Consider the following 15,680-nt stretch of genomic DNA (forward strand, 5'->3'; position numbering starts at 1 on the left):
GTTCAGCTTTCATCCATCTCCGGGCACGCTACAGGGGGTCATGTTCCGGCGGTTCCTCATATCCGTGTCGCTGGCCGCCGGCGTGCCAGTCTCCGCGTCGGCGCAGGAACCTGCGCCCGTGCCCGCTCCGAGCGAGGCGGAGATGGATGCCCTGCTTCCAGAGCGGCAGGTCGAAGCCGCTGGAGAGGCGGGCTCTGCCCAACCGATCCGCTACATCGTGCAGACGGGTACACTTGCGCGGCTAGGTCTGGAAGAGGAGTTTCGCGAACTCTCGCTGCTGCTCGGCGAAGAGCTGGCTACCGGCCAGGCCGAACTGAATCGCCGACTGCGGATAGATGCAGAGACGATCCGGACCCTTTTGCAGGAGCGCGGCTATTACGATGCGCTTGTGACGGCGGATTTCGTCGGGGCCGTCGACGGCGGCCGCGTCGAACTGAAAATCGACGAGGGACCGCTCTACAGCTTTTCCGACGTCAGCCCGCCGCAGCTGGATATCGAAGTCGGGGACCCGGTCGACAGCAGCGACGTGTTCGCTGCCGTCGAGACCTTGCGCGAACGCGTCCGCGCCGATGGCTACGCCTTTGCCGAAATCGGCGATCCCCAAGTGGTGGTGGATCACGAGACGGCAACCGCTTCCTTGTCGGTGCCCTTCGCGCCCGGCAGCCCGAGCCGGTTCGGGCGCGTGATCGCGAAAACGGGCACCGCTTTGCCCTTCTCGGCAGAGCATGCCGCCGAAATTGCGCGCTTCGAACCCGGCGACCCCTATTCTCCGCTATTGGTGGAAGATTTGCGCCGCGCGCTCCTCGCCACCGGATTGATGGGCAGCCTGGAGATCGACGAACAGCGGGCCGTCGCTGACGATACGGACGGGGGGGAAGCGGCCAGCGTCGTGGACATTGCGATCGCGACGACGCAGGCGCCACCACGGACGATTTCAGGACAGCTATCCTATGACAGCGAGGACGGCGCGCGCCTGCAGGGCAGCTGGCAGCATCGCAACCTCGTCAGGCCCGAGGGCGCGCTGACCCTGTCGGCCATCCTTAGCGAACAGCAGTGGGAGGCCGGCTCCGAACTTCGCTTTTCGAACTGGCGCGCGCGAGACCATTCGCTCGCGCTACGCGCCGCTGCCTTTTCCGAGGACCGCGATGCTTTCTTCAACCGCGGCGGTCTGCTGGGGGTAGCCTATGCCCGTGAAACCGACATCATCTGGCAGAAACGGTGGACCTGGCGCATCGGGCTCGAGGGATTGTTCACGCAGGAGCGCGACCGGTCCTCGGACTCCGTCCTGCGAGACTATGTCATTGCCGCGATGCCCGCGAGGCTGGCGTATGACGGCACGGACGATTTGCTCGACCCGACGCGCGGCATCCGGCTCGAAGGCCTTCTGACGCCGGAAGCATCCTTTCGCGGCGAAAGTTTCGCCTACGCGCTTACCCAGGTCGGGGCCTCGGGATACCTGCCCGTATCCGGCAACACGGTACTTGCCCTGCGCGGCCTGATGGCGAGTATCGCCGGATCGAGCCGGCGCGACATCGCGCCCTCCCGCCGGCTTTATGCGGGCGGCGGCGGCTCGGTGCGCGGCTTCGGTTACCAGGATGTCGGTCCGAAGGACGAGGACGGCGACCCTCTGGGAGGGCGTAGCAAGATCGAGGGGTCGGCAGAGGCACGGGTTCGGTTCGGGACACTGGGCGCCGCGCTGTTCGTCGACGCCGGGCAGGTCTACACCTCGACAACACCGGGCTTCGACGACATTCGGTTCGGGATCGGCGGCGGACTCCGCTACTTTACGAGCTTCGGTCCCGTTCGGGCGGACGTTGCCTTTCCGCTCGACCGGCGGACCGGCGACGCGCAGGTCGCCTTCTACGTTTCGCTCGGGCAGGCGTTCTGATGCGGCTGCGGCGCCACCTGATCCGCATCGGCGCGCTGACGCTGGCGGTCCCGCTTCTCCTGCTTGCCGCTCTCCTCGCGCTTTCGGACACTCAGCCGGGCCGCGACCTTCTGCTGACACAGCTTGGCTTGCTGTCCGACCAGCTGGGCGTCGAAGTCCGGGCTCAGCGCATCACCGGCTCGCTTCGCGACGAGTTCGTTATCGAGCAGTTCCAGCTTGCCGACCGGCGCGGGACTTTTTTCGAGGCGCCGACCGTCACGATCCGCTGGCAGCCGCAGCGGCTGATCTCGAATCAGGAAATCGTCATCGACAGGGCATACGTACCGTCGGCACGGCTTGCCCGGCTGCCGGTAGTCGAAAGCCCGCCGTCTGGGGGGAGGAAGGTCGATGTCGATCTTGCCTCGCTGCACATCGACAGCCTCGCGCTCGGCCGCCCCGTCGTCGGCCAGGCGCTCACCGGCGCGCTTGCAACCTCGCTGCGCCTGAGGGGGCAGGAAGTATCTGCAAGGGCAAGGCTGCAGAGTGCAGCTGGCGGCGACCGCGTCGCCTTCGAACTCGACGCGGTCCCAAGCGAGGACCGGTTCGGTATTTCGGGTCAAGCGCATCTTCCAGCCGGCGGGCTGGTGTCGCAGGCGATCTCACTGGACCGGACCTTTCGCCTGCAGCTTGCAGGAGCGGGTAACTGGTCGGCATGGCAGGGCCGGTTGCGCGCGGAGGCCGGGGACTCCCGAACGGAGGAGATCGCCGCGCTCCAGATCGTCGGGACGAAGGGATCTTTCCGCTTTGGGGGAAGGACCAACCCGGGGGCCCTCACCGGCGGCCTGATCGAAAGAGTGGCGCCCAGCGGTCTTGCGGTACGCGGAAGCCTTGCGGTGCAAAGGGAAGCGCTGCCTTTAATCGTCCGGGCGAGCGGAGACGCGATCAAGCTCTCTGCGCGCGGGCGGGTTTCTCCGTCCTTCTCCACTGTCAGCGAGGGCCGCGTCCGCCTGTCGCTGCTGCAGCCGGCCAACCTCCTGTCCACTCTGGACGGGGAGAACATGCAGCTGACCGCGGAGCTTACCGGCGCCCTTGCCGATCCCGATGGGCGTTATGAATTCAGCGCCGACTGGTTCTCGCTCGGAAATCAGCGCATTCTGTCACCGGCCGCAAGCGGACGCTTCGGTCCAGAGCTAGGCGAGGACAGCTTTACGATAAACGGGCGTTTCGATCGCCTGACCGGGGCCGGAGACTTCGTCGAAGACCTCCTGCGCTCGGCTGCCTTTTCGGGCGGCGTTAGACTGGAGGGCCTGAACCTGGAAGCGCCAGATTTGCGCTTTCGAAACCCCGTCGGGCGCGCAACCGGGCAGGTTCGGCTGGACCTAAGGACCGGCCGCTATGACGTGCAGACGGACGTTAATGTGCCGAGCTATGAAATCCCCGGCTACGGAGCGGTGGCCTATCGGGGACGCCTGCATCTGCGCCCCGACCCGGCGTTGCCGCGGAAATTACGGGTCAGCGGGCCATCCCGCATCGAGACCACCCGCCTCGACAATGGCTTTCTGCGCTTCCTTGCCGGCGGCCTCCCGAGAGCGCGCGCCCAAATGGACCGGGACGCCGATGGCATCATCAGCTTCGGCGACGCGCGCGTCACCGCCCCTTCCCTCTCGCTCGAAGGAGACGCCGCCTATCTGCTCGGCGGCCAGATCGAGGCGAGCGCCGCGGGAAGGCAGGAGATGTTCGGGGATATCGCCGTGGACCTGTCCGGGGCGATATCCCGGCCCGCCGCAAGAGTCGATGTCGTCCGCTACGATCTCGGCCTCCCAATTCGCGACATCGCCGCACGGTTCGAGCCCGACGAGCAGGGCTATGCATTCGAGCTGCGGGGCTCCTCGATGGTCGGACCCGTGCAGAGCCGCGGCCGCATCGACCTTGGTCAGGGCATAGTCTTCCGGATCGAGCAGGCATCCGTTGCCGGCCTCAGTGCCCACGGACACCTCTCGTCGCCTACGGGAGTGCCGGTTGCCGGAACGCTGGATGTGTCGGGTCCGGGTATCTCCGGCGATATCGAATTCAGTCCAGCAGGAAGCGACCAGCGGATCGCTGCGACCGCACTCCTTCGCCGCGCGCGGCTGGGGCCGACGGCGGAGCTGGCGGTGGGCAGAGGCACAGTGACGGGCGAATTTCTCCTGTCTCCGGGTTCGGCGCCGCAGGTCGACCTGGGCTTCGAAGGCAAAGGCCTTCAGGCGGGCGACGTGGCGGCGTCCGAACTCCAGCTCTCCTACCGATCGGACGACGGCCGCGGTCGGCTCGGTCTTTCGGCTCGCGGACAACGCGGACGTCCCTTCGACATTTCGGCGGACGCGGTGCTTGCCGAAACGACCACTACCGTCGACCTTTCGGGCACTTTCGGCGACGACGAGCTGTCGCTGACCAGCCCCGCCCGGTTCGAATATGCCGAAGCCGGGTGGCGCCTGCCGCCAGTACGCCTGCGCATCGGCGCGGGTCAGGCCACGCTCGCCGCCAGCGCGGAGAGAGGCCGCCTGCGCGGTGAGGCGATCTTCGACGGGGTGCCGCTTGCGCCGCTAAGTCTTGCCGATCCCCGCCTATCCTTTTCCGGCACCGCCACCGGACGAATAGAAGGAAGCCTGGGCGAAGGCGATCAGCGCGCGGATATCAGCCTTCGCCTGAACGACCTGCTGCGCCTGACGGAGGCGGCGGCCGATCCTGTCGATATCGGCATTCTCGCCCGGCTACGGGGACCGAAGGCGGCGGTTCGGACCCGCATCCTGGGAAATGGCGGAGCCCGGCTGGGAGCCCTTCAGGCAAGGCTCTCCGGCCTCTCGTCGCTCGCCGCGGCGCCGGCATCAACAATCGCCAATGCGCCCGTCGATGCCTATTTCCGCTACGACGGTCCCGCCGAGGCAGTCTGGCCGCTGACCGGGGTTTCGGCCGCGCGCATCAGCGGACCGGTCTCGGCAGCCGTGGACATCGGCGGAACCGTCGATACTCCGAACTTCGACGGCTATGTGGCGGGCGAACGACTTCGCTTCGAAAGCGCCGCCAGCGGTACGCTGATCGAAGACCTCGAACTCGCCGGTCGGTTCGAGGGCCCTACACTCACCCTCACCCGCTTCGAGGGAGAAAGCCAAAGCGGCGGAACGGTTTCCGGTGCAGGCCAGGTCGACCTGTCCTTCGCACGCGGCTTTCCCTTCGACATCCGGGTTGCGAGCGACGGCGCCGATCTCGTCGATATCGCGACGCTTAGAGCGCGCGTCAGCGGCGACATTCTGGTCGAAGGCAGGCCGGAGGGCGGCCGGATCTCCGGTGACCTGGCCGTCGACAGCGCACGCTATCGCACCGACGCGGCGCAGACGCGTACCATCCCGCTTCTTGAGGTAGAGGAAACCGGCACCGAATTCACCCGCACGGCAAGGACGGTGGCGACCCCCACCGGATGGGAACTCGACGTCCGCACGACCGGCAGCGGCAACATCATGGCCCGCGGCCAGGGCCTCGACAGCGAATGGGCGGTCGCCATCGATCTTACCGGCGATGTGCAAGAGCCCAAGCTCCGCGGACGCGCTACCCTTGTTCGCGGCGACTATGATTTCGCGGGGCGGCGGTTCGAGCTGACCCGCGGCGAGATCGACTTTCAGGGCGCCTACCCCCCGGACCCTGCACTCGACATCGACGCCGAATCGCGCATCGAGGGTTTCGCGGCGCAGATCCGCATACGCGGCACCGCAAACCAGCCCGAAATCGAACTTTCGTCGATTCCCGCCCTACCGCAGGACGAAATTCTCTCACGCATCCTGTTCGGCAGCTCCATCGCCGAACTGAACGCGGCCGAGGCGATCCAGCTCGCCGGGGCGGTCGCCTCGCTCCAGGCCGGAGAAACCAGCGTGCTCGACCCAATCGGCAACATCAGAAGTGCCATCGGCATCGACCGGCTCCGGCTCGGCGGCAGCAGCGACGGCGGAACAAGCATCGCAGCAGGCGAATTCATCGGCCGTCGCACCTATCTGGAATTCGCTGCGGACACCCGCGGCGGTACCTCCACGCAAATCGAATATGCGCTCAACCGCGCCTTTTCGCTGCTCGGAAGGGTGTCGACCTTCGGCGGCAACAGCATCGGCGTAAGGATCAGCGATGACTATTGAGGCCGAGAGCCGCTCCTTCGGCATCATTGCAAGCGGCCGGCCGCTGTTTGTCTTCACGATTTTCCTGGGGTCCTTCCTCCTGTTCCTCGTGCAGCCGATGTTCGCCCGGCTGGCCTTGCCGACGCTGGGCGGTGCGCCGGGCGTGTGGAGCGTTGCACTCGTCTTCTACCAGGCGGCACTGCTCGCCGGGTATGTCTACGCTCACTTGCTGGTGAAAGCGCGGGGCCGCTGGCAGCCGATGGTGCATCTGGGGCTGTTCGTCCTCGCCGCCGCCACATTGCCCATCACGCTGCGGGGCATCGGCGGATATGACGAGCTGGGGCCGACATTCTGGCTGCTCGGCACGCTCACCGTTTCCATCGGACCGGTGTTTTTCGTCGTCGCGGCTCAGGCCCCGCTGCTGCAGCACTGGTATGCCCATGGCCGGTTCACCGCGGGGCGCGATCCCTATTTTCTCTACGCCGCGTCCAATGCCGGCAGCTTGATCGCCCTTGCCGCCTATCCGCTGTTCTTCGAACCTTATTTCACCGTCGAGGAGCAGCGGCTGATCTGGTCGGCAGGCTTCCTGCTGCTGGCGGCAGCGACCGGCCTTGCCTCGCGCGGGCTGGCCGACACCGACGACGACAGCGCAGAACCTGCACGTCTCGCGGCGCCGGAAGATGCTCACATCAGCATAGGCACCTATGCCTACTGGACCGCACTGGCCGCCGTTCCGTCGGGCCTGATGCTGTCGACGACGAGCTTCCTGACGATGGATATCGTCTCGGTACCTCTGCTCTGGGTTATCCCGCTCGGTCTTTATCTGCTCAGCTTCATCGTCGCTTTCTCGGAAGGCGGTGCCGTCTTCGTGCGGCAGGCCCGCTTCGCCGCGCCGCTGCTCCTGATCGCCATCGGCAGCTACTCGTTCAAGGCGGAGGGCGTCTTCGCCTTTCTGTTCGCCATGGCGGGCCTCGTCCTCCTGTTCTATGTCGCGCTCGCCCTGCACGGCGAGCTTGCCCGCACCCGTCCGGCGCCGACCCGGCTGACGAGCTTCTATCTGACCATGTCGGTCGGCGGAGTGGTCGGCGGCCTGTTCCCCGCCCTCGTGGCACCGGCGTTGTTCGACTGGGTCTGGGAGCATCCGATCCTGCTCGTCGGGGCCGCAGCGCTCCTTCCCGCCACGCCGCTGTTGCGACCGATCGCGCGGATATTCGAGGGGCCGAGCGCCCGTCTTGTGGAATTCGCCGCCATCGGCCTTGCCCTTCTGGCGGCCCTGATCGGCGGGCTCATTCCCGCCGTTTCCGGCATCATGCCCTTCGCCACCATCCTCATCGCGCTGTTCCTCCTCGGTCGCCGCGCCGCCTTTGCCGCCGTGTTCGCCATTCTCCTCCTGCAGATGGGCGGCTTCACCCTGCTGACGACGTCCGGCGAGGCCCGCATCCGCAGCTTCTTCGGCACCTATGCCATCGAGATGGACGAAGGGGGGAGCCTGCGCCGCCTGATGCACGGCACCACCCTCCACGGAGCCCAGCGGATCGGCGACAGCGCGCTGGAGCCGATCGGCTATTACGGGCCGCGGAGCGGACCGGCCCTGCTGCTGAACGAGGCCGCCGCCGACGCGGACATCGGCATCGTCGGCCTCGGTGTCGGCTCGCTCGCCTGCTATGCCAAACCCGGCCAGGACTGGACCTTCTACGAGATCGACCCCGCCGTCGTGGACATCGCGCTCGACACCGACCGCTTCACCTATCTCTCCTCCTGCACGCCGAACGCCGAGATCGTCGTGGGCGACGCGCGCCTGCGGCTGGAAGCCGAGGAGCGCGCCTACGACTATCTGATCGTCGACGCCTTCTCCTCCGATGCCATCCCCCAGCATTTGATGACGGTCGAGGCGTTCCGGCTCTACCGCGACCGGCTGGCGGAAGACGGCGTCCTGATCGTCCACATTTCGAACCGCTATCTGGACCTGGCACCGGTCGTCTCCGCAATTGCTGGCGAGCTGGGGATGGAAGCGCGGCTACGCGACAACCAGCCCGAAGACGAGGTCTACGCCCGCTCAATCTATGCCGTCATGTCACCCGATCCGGCGCGTATCGAGGCGCTGGACGAGACCGGTGACTGGGAAGTGATGCCGGAGCGGGACGTTGCCCCGTGGCGCGACGATTTCGGCTCCATCGTCTCGGTGCTGCGCTACTGATCCGCGCGGTAAACCCGCTCCCCTGCGACCCAGGTTTCGAGCACCTGCAGCGACCAGATTTCCTCCGGGTCTCCGGCGACCGGGTCACCCGAAAGAAGCACGAAATCCGCCCACTTGCCGGGCGACAGCGTGCCGACGCTGCCCTCAAGCTGCATCGCATAGGCGGCGCCCGTGGTGAAGCCGGCCAGCGCTTCGCCGGGCTGCAGGGACTCTTCGGCGATCCAGCCGCCGGGCGGCTGGCCGGCGCGGTCCTCCCGCGTGACGGCCGCATGCAGGCCGTAGAGCGGCGGTACAGGCTCGACCGGAAAGTCCGACCCCAAGGCAAGGCGCGCGCCAGAGGAGGCGAGCGTGCGCCAGGCGTAGGCACCCTCCAATCGGTCGGCGCCGATCCGGTCCTCCGCCATCGCCTTGTCGCTGGTGGCATGTGTGGGCTGCACCGACGCGATCACGCCAAGGCCCGAAAAGCGCGCAATATCTTCCGGTGCGATGACCTGCGCATGTTCGATGCGGGGGCGGCTCAGCGGCACATAGTCCTGAATGTCGGCAAGCGAATCGAGCACTTCCCGGTTGGCCGCATCGCCGATGGCATGCACAGCAAGCTGGTGTCCCTGCTGCGCGGCAAGCGCCATACGGTTCCGGAGCGTCGCGCCGGATGTGATGAACAGGCCGCTGGTCCCCGGCGCGTCGGAATAGGGCGCAAGTAGCGCCGCGCCGCGCGAGCCGAGGGCACCGTCGACGTAAAGCTTCACACCGAGAAGGCCGAGACGGTCGCGGTACATCCATCCCGTCGGCCCGTCCGGGGCGATCTGGGCCAGTGCATCCATACCGGCGGAATAGCTGGCGATGCGGGCGGTCAGCCGCCCCTCCTCGGCGAACTGGCGCATGATGGCGAAGTCCTCCGGGGCCGTGCCCATGTCGGCGGCGGCGGTCATGCCCGCTTTGGCCATCACGGCAAGCGCCGCCTGTAGCCGGGCCGCGCGCTGCATAGCGGTCGGCGCGGGAATGGCAGCCTTAAGCGGCGCCGACGCCGTATCCACCAGAACCCCTGCAGGCGAACCATCGGGCAGGCGGACAATGTGCCCGCCATCGGGGTCGGGCGTCGCCGCGGTGATGCCAGCGCGCGCCAGCGCCTCGCTGTTCGCCCATGTGGCATGACCGTCCACGCGCTCGAGCACGACCGGCCTGTCCCGAACCACGGCGTCTAGATCGGCAGCAGTGGGAAAATCCGCCATCCCATAGGTCACCTGGTTCCAGCCTCGACCGGTAATCCAGGGTAAGTCGGGATTGGCGTCCGCATAGGCGCGCAGCGCCTCGAGCGCCTGTTCGAGGCTGCTGGTGCCGGAAAGGTCGAGACTGAGCAGGCTTTCGCCGAGGCCCATGACATGACCGTGCGCATCGATCAGCCCGGGCAGGAGCGTGGCCCCGTCAGCGTCGATCACGGTGCCGTCGGGATAGGCGTCGCCGGCATCGCGCGTGCCCTCGACACGCCCGTCGTCGCCGATGATCAGCGTGGTGAAATGCTGCAGCCTGCCAATGCCGTCGAACGTGTACCCATTGGCGTTGACGATGATCGTGCGGGCCGCTGCCGGACCGGCAGGAAGGAGCGCGAGAAAGAGCGCGGCAGCAGCGAGAAAGGCCAAGGCCGCAAGGGGGAGCGCCGGGCGAAAGTCACGAAGGTCACACTCGATTGCGGGCGTGCGGGCACGTGCACCTGCGCGTGCCCATATGCGCGCGCGGGCAGATGCCGGCTGGTCAAACCGATCGGCGAAGGCTGGCTGACGGCCGCTAGCGGCTTCGAGTTTCGGCATGACGATTGAAACACTTCCCCGCTGCGGCCCCACTTCGGCCCAGCATAAGCGAGCGTATGTCCCGTAGGAAAGCGATTGCTTTTCTGCCTGTCGCAACGAACCCCAGCCAGGAACGCAGTTTACAGGCCGCGCGCACGCCGGTACCGCAACCGGCGATGACCGCCCACCGGACCAAATCCATTAGCATCAAACCGACCCGCACGCGCGGGGCGGTGGCTGCTGCGGGCATGGTCTAGCCCGGTCAGTCCACGAAGCCCCCGCCGGATTGCGGGGGTTTCCGCCGGCGACCCGGCCGGCCCTTTCCCCCCGCGCCCTCCGGTACGACGAACAGGAGACGCAGCGAAATGAGTTCAGCACCCACCCTTCCCCGGACGCCCAATGTCGGCATCGTCGGCGCAACCGGCATGGTCGGCGAGATGATGAGAGACCTGCTGGCCGAGCGGGAGTTTCCCGTCGGCAAGCTGCGCCTGTTCGCGTCCGAGCGTTCGGCGGGAAAGACCGTCCCCTGGAACGGGCGGGAAATCGCCGTCGAAGATGCGGCCAGCGCAGACTTTGGCGGCCTCGACATCATATTCTTTTCAGCCGGAGGCAGCACGTCGAAAGCGATCGCCCCGAAAGCGGCGGCGGCCGGAGCGGTGGTGATCGACAACAGCTCCGCCTGGCGCGACGATCCCGCCGTGCCGCTGGTGGTTGCGGAAGTGAATCCCGACGAACTCGCCCACCTGCCGAAGGGCATCATCGCCAATCCGAACTGCACCACCATGGCGGCCATGCCCGTCCTGAAGCCGCTGCATGAGGAAGCGGGCCTGCTGCGCATGATCGCAAGCACCTACCAGGCTGTCTCCGGCGCAGGCGTTGCCGGCATCGAGGAACTGAAGGAGCAGCTCGACGCGCCGGGCGACGTTCGTGGTCTCGCCCGCGACGGCCGTGCCATCGATCTGCCCGAGGGACGCAAATGGGCCGTGCCGATCGCCTACAACGCGGTGCCGATGAACTATGTGCTGCAGGAGGACGGCTATACCGAGGAAGAACTGAAGCTGCGCAACGAAACGCGGCGCATCCTCGATATTCCGGACCTGCCCGTCTCGGGCACCTGCGTACGTCTGCCCATCTTCACCGGCCATGCGCTGTCGCTGAACCTGGAATTCGCGCGGCCGCTGAGCGCTGAGCGGGCGACCGAACTGCTGACGGCAGCACCGGGCGTCGAACTGGCCGAGGTGCCGAACCCGCTGGACGCCGCCGGACGCGATCCCGTGTTCGCCGGGCGCATTCGCCGCGATCCGACGGTTAAGCATGGCCTGGCGCTGTTCGTGGTAGGCGACAATCTGCGCAAGGGCGCGGCGCTGAATGCGGTACAGGTCGCGGAAGTGCTCCTCGACCGGTACGCAGCCTGAGGCTTGCCCGGCGGGGGAGACGGTCTAGAGACTGGTGTCGTGATCGACCGCCGCCGGACAGTTCAGGGCCTTGCCGCGGCCGCCGCTCTCTCGCTGAGCGGTGGCGGCCATGCCGCGCTGCGGCTGAGTACCCCGGCGCCGTCTGACCCCTCCGGCAACCGAAAACCCCCGCGCCTGCGTCCCGGCGACGTGGTGGGACTGGTCGAGCCCGCGAAATTCACACCCGACCGCTTCCAGCTGAACCGGGTGGTCGACACGATCGAGGCGATGGGACTGAAGGCGCGCCTGGCCCCGCATCTGACCGACCGCTACGGCTATCTGGCCGGAGAGGACGCAGCGCGCGCCGCCGACCTCACCGCCATGTATGCCGATGCCGAGGTGCGCGCCGTCTTCGCGGTGCGCGGCGGCTGGGGATCCGCACGCACGCTCCCCTATCTCGACTGGGAGACCATCCGGGCGAACCCGAAGCTGCTGGTCGGCTATAGCGACATCACGTCGCTGCACCTCGCCTTTCAGCGCGTGGCGGGATTCCCGACGCTGCACGCCCCGATCGCCGCGGCAAGCTGGCCGGCCTATAGCTGGGAGGCGTTCCGCAGCGTCGCGTTCGAGGGCGCAACGCCCGTCTACAGCAACCCGGCGCCGGCAGAGGACCGGCTGGCGCGAATGGCGGGAAGCCACGAGGTCCTGCGCCCGGGCCGCGCCCGCGGGCGCCTGATCGGCGGCAATCTGACGGTCCTGACCTCTCTGGTCGGCACGCCCTACTTGCCCGACATGTCCGGCGCGATCCTGTTCCTCGAAGATGTCGACGAGCCGCCCTACCGCCTCGACCGCATGATGACGCAGCTGGCACTGGCGGGCATCCTTCGCGCGGTTGCGGGCGTCGTCTTCGGCCAGTGCACCGATTGCACGCCCGGCGGGGAAAGCTATGGCGGCTTCACGGTAATGCAGGTGCTGGACCAGCATCTGACACCGCTCGGCATTCCCGCCTTTGCCGGCGCGCAGTTCGGCCATGTGGCGCGGCAATGGACGCTGCCGCTGGGCGTCGAAGCCGAAATGGACGCGCAGGCCGGAACGCTGACCCTGCTGGAGCCCGCGGTAAGCTAGGATCGGTTCACCTAGCCGCGAAAGCGGCGCAGCAGAGAGGAGGTATCGTTGCGCCCGCCGCCCATCGCCTGCACGTCCTTGTAGAACTGGTCGACCAGCGCGGTCACGGGCAGCGACACGCCCAGCCGCTCCGCCTCGCCGAGGACAAGGCCGAGATCCTTGCGCATCCAGTCGACCGCAAAGCCGAAATCATATTCGCCCGCGGCCATTGTGCCGGCGCGGTTGTCCATCTGCCAGCTTTGCGCTGCGCCCTTGCCGATAACGTCGAAAACGGCCTCGGGGTCGAGCCCGGATTCGAGCGTGAAGTTCACCGCCTCCGCAAGCCCCTGCAGGATTCCGGCAATGCAGATCTGATTCACCATCTTCGTCGTCTGGCCGCTGCCCGCCGGTCCCATCAGGCCGACACGCTTCGCATAGACCTGCATGACCGGCTCGGCGCGGGCGAACGCCTCCTCCGCCCCGCCGACCATGATGGTCAGCGCACCGTTTTCCGCGCCTGCCTGGCCGCCCGATATCGGCGCATCGAGCACGCCTATGCCGCGGGCGGCGCCCTCCTCTGCAAGCTCGCGCGCGATGGCGGCGCTGACGGTGGTATGATCGGCAAAGACGCTGCCGGACGTCATCGCGGCGAAGCAGCCGTCCTCGCCAAGCGTGACCTTGCGCAGATCCTCGTCGCGGCCGACGCAGGCGAAGACGAATTCCGCCCCCTCGGCAGCGGCGGCCGGGGTCTCCGCAGCCGTCCCGCCATGTTTTGCGGCCCAGTCCCGCGCCTTTTTCGCGGTGCGGTTGTAGACGGTGACGCTGTGGCCCGCCCGTTGCAGATGGCCGGCCATGGGAAAGCCCATGACGCCCAGCCCGAGAAATGCGATTTCAGCCATGGTTCGTTCGCATAGCCGCCATTCCATTGTCCCCCAAGCCCCCGCGCCCTAGATGCGTGGACATCATGATGCCGGCCCTGCGCGCCCTTCTCCTGTTCCTGATCGCCGCCGGCGTTGCCGGCGCGGCGTTCTTCGGCCTGAGCCGCTGGAACGACCAGCAGGCCTTTCGCAGTGTCATCCGCACCGAAATGACCGAGCCGGTCGGCACCGGCGCCTTCGTCGAGGACCTGAACCACTGGGTCTACAACAAGGAAGGCTTCGCGCAGTGCCAGGACCGCTATGTCTGGGACCCGCTGGGCGCGACGCCGATGCAGATATTCGAAGCGGGCGGCGACTGCGCCGACAAGTCGCGCCTCCTGTCCGCGATGCTTGCCTCGGTAGGCATGGACTCCACGCTGGTGATGCTGCAGCCCTGCCGCAGCTGCGCCCCGACGCACACGATCGTCAACGCCGAGCTGTCCGGCGGCGACCTGATGGCGGCGGATCCGGTCTACGACCTCGTCTTTCCCGACCCGGCGGGCGGCTATTTCGGCGTCGCGGAGGTACGCGACCGGCCGGCCATTCTTGCCGCGCGGCTGGAGCAGCTGAAGCGGCAGCGCGGCCCCGAGGACAAGATCAACTTTCACTCCGAAGACGAGATGAAATACGGATTTCCGAAAACCATAAACTGGGACCGCGACCCGGCCTTTCGCACAGCAGGCGGCCTGGTCGGCGCCGTCACCGACGAGCCCTTTCTGGTGCAGCGGCCGCATTTCTTCGAGGATCCGAAGCTGTTCCTGACGCTGTTTTTCCTCGGGATCGCCGCGGCGTCCTCGGTCCTTCTTCTCCTGATCGACTGGCGCCGGCGCTGATGCGGGCGTGCCCCCTTCTTCTCACCCCGAACCGAATTGGAATGCATCTATGTCCGACTATGACCTGATCGTCATCGGCTCCGGCCCCGGCGGCTATGTCGCCGCCATCCGCGCTGCGCAGAACGGCCTCAAAGTGGCCTGCGCGGAAGGGCGCGAGACGCTGGGGGGCACCTGCCTCAATGTCGGCTGCATCCCGTCGAAGGCGCTGCTCCACGCCAGCGAATTCTATGAGGAAGCGCATTCGGGCGCACTTGAGAAGTTCGGCGTGAAGCTGGGCGGCGTCGAGCTGGACTGGGATGCCATGCTGGCGGAAAAAGAACAGGCCGTGAAGGAGCTGACCGGCGGCATCGAGATGCTGTTCAAGAAGAACAAGGTCGACTGGCTGAAGGGCTATGCCAGCTTCAAGGACGCGAACTCGGTCGAGGTGGACGGCAAGAGCTATTCGGCGGACAAGTTCATCATCGCCACTGGTTCCTCGGTCATGCCGCTGCCGGGGGCCGAGATCGACGAGGAAGTGATCGTCTCCTCCACCGGCGCGCTGTCGCTGAAGAACGTGCCGGACAGCATGGTCGTGATCGGCGGCGGCTATATCGGCCTGGAGCTGGGCAGCGTCTATAACCGCCTCCGCACCGACGTGACCGTCGTCGAATATTTCGACACCATCGTTCCCGCGATGGATGCGGAGGTGACGAAGCAGTTCACGCGCATCCTGAAGAAGCAGGGCCTGAACCTGAAAACCGCGACCAAGGTGGTGAAGGTCGAGCGCAAGGGCGACACGGCCGAGGTGACCGTCGAGCCCGCCAAGGGCGGCGACCAGGAGGTGCTGACCGTCGACACCGTCCTGGTGGCGATCGGACGCAAGGCGAACACCGAGGGGCTGAACCTGGAGGCGGCGGGTCTGTCCACCAACGAACGCGGCCAGGTCGAAGGCGACCATCAGGGCCGCACGGCGGTCGAGAATATCTGGGTCATCGGCGACGTCACGACGGGGCCGATGCTGGCGCACAAGGCCGAGGACGAGGGCATCGCCGTCGCCGACTGGGTGGCCGGCAAGACGGGCTATGTGAACCATGAGGTGATCCCCGCGGTCGTCTACACTCATCCCGAGGTCGGCACGGTCGGCAAGACCGAGGAAGAGCTGAAGGAGGCCGGGGTGACGTACAAGGCCGGCAAGTTCCCGATGGGCGCGAACAGCCGCGCGAAGACCAACCGCGACACGGACGGCTTCGTGAAAGTGCTGGCGGATGCCGAAACCGACCGCGTGCTTGGCGTCCACATCATCTCCTCCGAAGCCGGCACGATGATCGCGCAGGCGGCGCAGGCGATGGAATTCGGCGCCAGTTCGGAAGACATCGCGCTGACCTGCCATGCGCATCCGACGCATTCGGAAGCGATCAAGGAGGCGGCCATGGCGGTGGAAGGCAAACCCATCCACGCGTAAG

At 66.9% G+C, this 15,680-nt stretch carries 9 protein-coding genes; 7 read left to right on the forward strand and 2 right to left on the reverse strand.

What is annotated here, in order from left to right; translation table 11 throughout:
* Positions 1-40 precede the first annotated feature (40 nt).
* Genes KCN53_RS11640 through KCN53_RS11650 form a run of 3 tightly spaced genes read left to right on the forward strand, consistent with a single transcriptional unit; the run spans position 41 to position 8,203 of the window.
* A complete protein-coding gene (locus KCN53_RS11640; protein WP_088712284.1) occupies positions 41-1,888 on the forward strand; it encodes an autotransporter assembly complex protein TamA in 1,848 nt (615 codons plus the stop codon).
* Complete coding sequence (locus tag KCN53_RS11645) at positions 1,888-6,027, forward strand: translocation/assembly module TamB domain-containing protein (RefSeq protein ID WP_088712283.1); 4,140 nt, start codon at positions 1,888-1,890, stop codon at positions 6,025-6,027. Before KCN53_RS11640 ends, KCN53_RS11645 begins: the two co-directional genes overlap by 1 nt.
* The gene (locus KCN53_RS11650) at positions 6,017-8,203 is read left to right on the forward strand and encodes a fused MFS/spermidine synthase (RefSeq protein ID WP_088712282.1); all 2,187 of its coding nucleotides are present in this window, start codon (positions 6,017-6,019) and stop codon (positions 8,201-8,203) included. Before KCN53_RS11645 ends, KCN53_RS11650 begins: the two co-directional genes overlap by 11 nt.
* On the opposite strand, the gene KCN53_RS11655 is transcribed toward KCN53_RS11650, so the two are convergent.
* A complete protein-coding gene (locus KCN53_RS11655; RefSeq protein WP_088712281.1) occupies positions 8,197-10,011 on the reverse strand; it encodes an amidohydrolase in 1,815 nt (604 codons plus the stop codon). The genes KCN53_RS11650 and KCN53_RS11655 overlap by 7 nt on opposite strands.
* Positions 10,012-10,355: 344 nt before the next feature.
* On the opposite strand from KCN53_RS11655, the gene KCN53_RS11660 reads away from it, so the two are divergent.
* Together KCN53_RS11660 and KCN53_RS11665 are read left to right on the forward strand one after the other, a co-directional pair.
* Positions 10,356-11,405 (forward strand): aspartate-semialdehyde dehydrogenase, encoded by a 1,050-nt coding sequence (locus KCN53_RS11660; RefSeq protein ID WP_088712280.1) that lies wholly within the window; start codon positions 10,356-10,358, stop codon positions 11,403-11,405.
* 93 nt (positions 11,406-11,498) lie between these two features.
* Positions 11,499-12,509, forward strand: a complete 1,011-nt coding sequence (locus KCN53_RS11665) for a S66 peptidase family protein (RefSeq protein WP_263435114.1) — start codon at positions 11,499-11,501, stop codon at positions 12,507-12,509.
* Between the two features lie 11 nt (positions 12,510-12,520).
* Here KCN53_RS11665 and KCN53_RS11670 read toward each other — a convergent pair whose 3' ends face one another.
* Entirely contained in the window at positions 12,521-13,387 is an 867-nt protein-coding gene (locus tag KCN53_RS11670; RefSeq protein ID WP_088712278.1) for an NAD(P)-dependent oxidoreductase, read from the reverse strand.
* A 65-nt stretch (positions 13,388-13,452) separates the two neighbouring features.
* Here KCN53_RS11670 and KCN53_RS11675 point away from each other — a divergent pair, with 65 nt between their 5' ends.
* Entirely contained in the window at positions 13,453-14,238 is a 786-nt protein-coding gene (locus KCN53_RS11675; RefSeq protein ID WP_088712277.1) for a hypothetical protein, read from the forward strand.
* Between the two features lie 49 nt (positions 14,239-14,287).
* Entirely contained in the window at positions 14,288-15,679 is a 1,392-nt protein-coding gene (gene lpdA / locus KCN53_RS11680; protein ID WP_088712276.1) for a dihydrolipoyl dehydrogenase, read from the forward strand.
* The last annotated feature ends 1 nt before the right edge of the window (position 15,680 follow it).

Source organism: Pacificimonas aurantium, assembly GCF_020092905.1.
GTDB classification, from domain to species: Bacteria; Pseudomonadota; Alphaproteobacteria; order Sphingomonadales; family Sphingomonadaceae; genus Pacificimonas; species Pacificimonas aurantium.

Excerpts from the sequence above, each read along its gene's own strand:
- KCN53_RS11640 (WP_088712284.1), top strand. The coding sequence starts at position 41 with ATGTTCCGGCGGTTCCTCATATCCGTGTCGCTGGCCGCCGGCGTGCCA.
- KCN53_RS11645 (WP_088712283.1), top strand. The coding sequence starts at position 1,888 with ATGCGGCTGCGGCGCCACCTGATCCGCATCGGCGCGCTGACGCTGGCG.
- KCN53_RS11650 (WP_088712282.1), top strand. The coding sequence starts at position 6,017 with ATGACTATTGAGGCCGAGAGCCGCTCCTTCGGCATCATTGCAAGCGGC.
- KCN53_RS11655 (WP_088712281.1), bottom strand. The coding sequence starts at position 10,011 with ATGCCGAAACTCGAAGCCGCTAGCGGCCGTCAGCCAGCCTTCGCCGAT.
- KCN53_RS11660 (WP_088712280.1), top strand. The coding sequence starts at position 10,356 with ATGAGTTCAGCACCCACCCTTCCCCGGACGCCCAATGTCGGCATCGTC.
- KCN53_RS11670 (WP_088712278.1), bottom strand. The coding sequence starts at position 13,387 with ATGGCTGAAATCGCATTTCTCGGGCTGGGCGTCATGGGCTTTCCCATG.
- KCN53_RS11675 (WP_088712277.1), top strand. The coding sequence starts at position 13,453 with ATGATGCCGGCCCTGCGCGCCCTTCTCCTGTTCCTGATCGCCGCCGGC.
- lpdA (WP_088712276.1), top strand. The coding sequence starts at position 14,288 with ATGTCCGACTATGACCTGATCGTCATCGGCTCCGGCCCCGGCGGCTAT.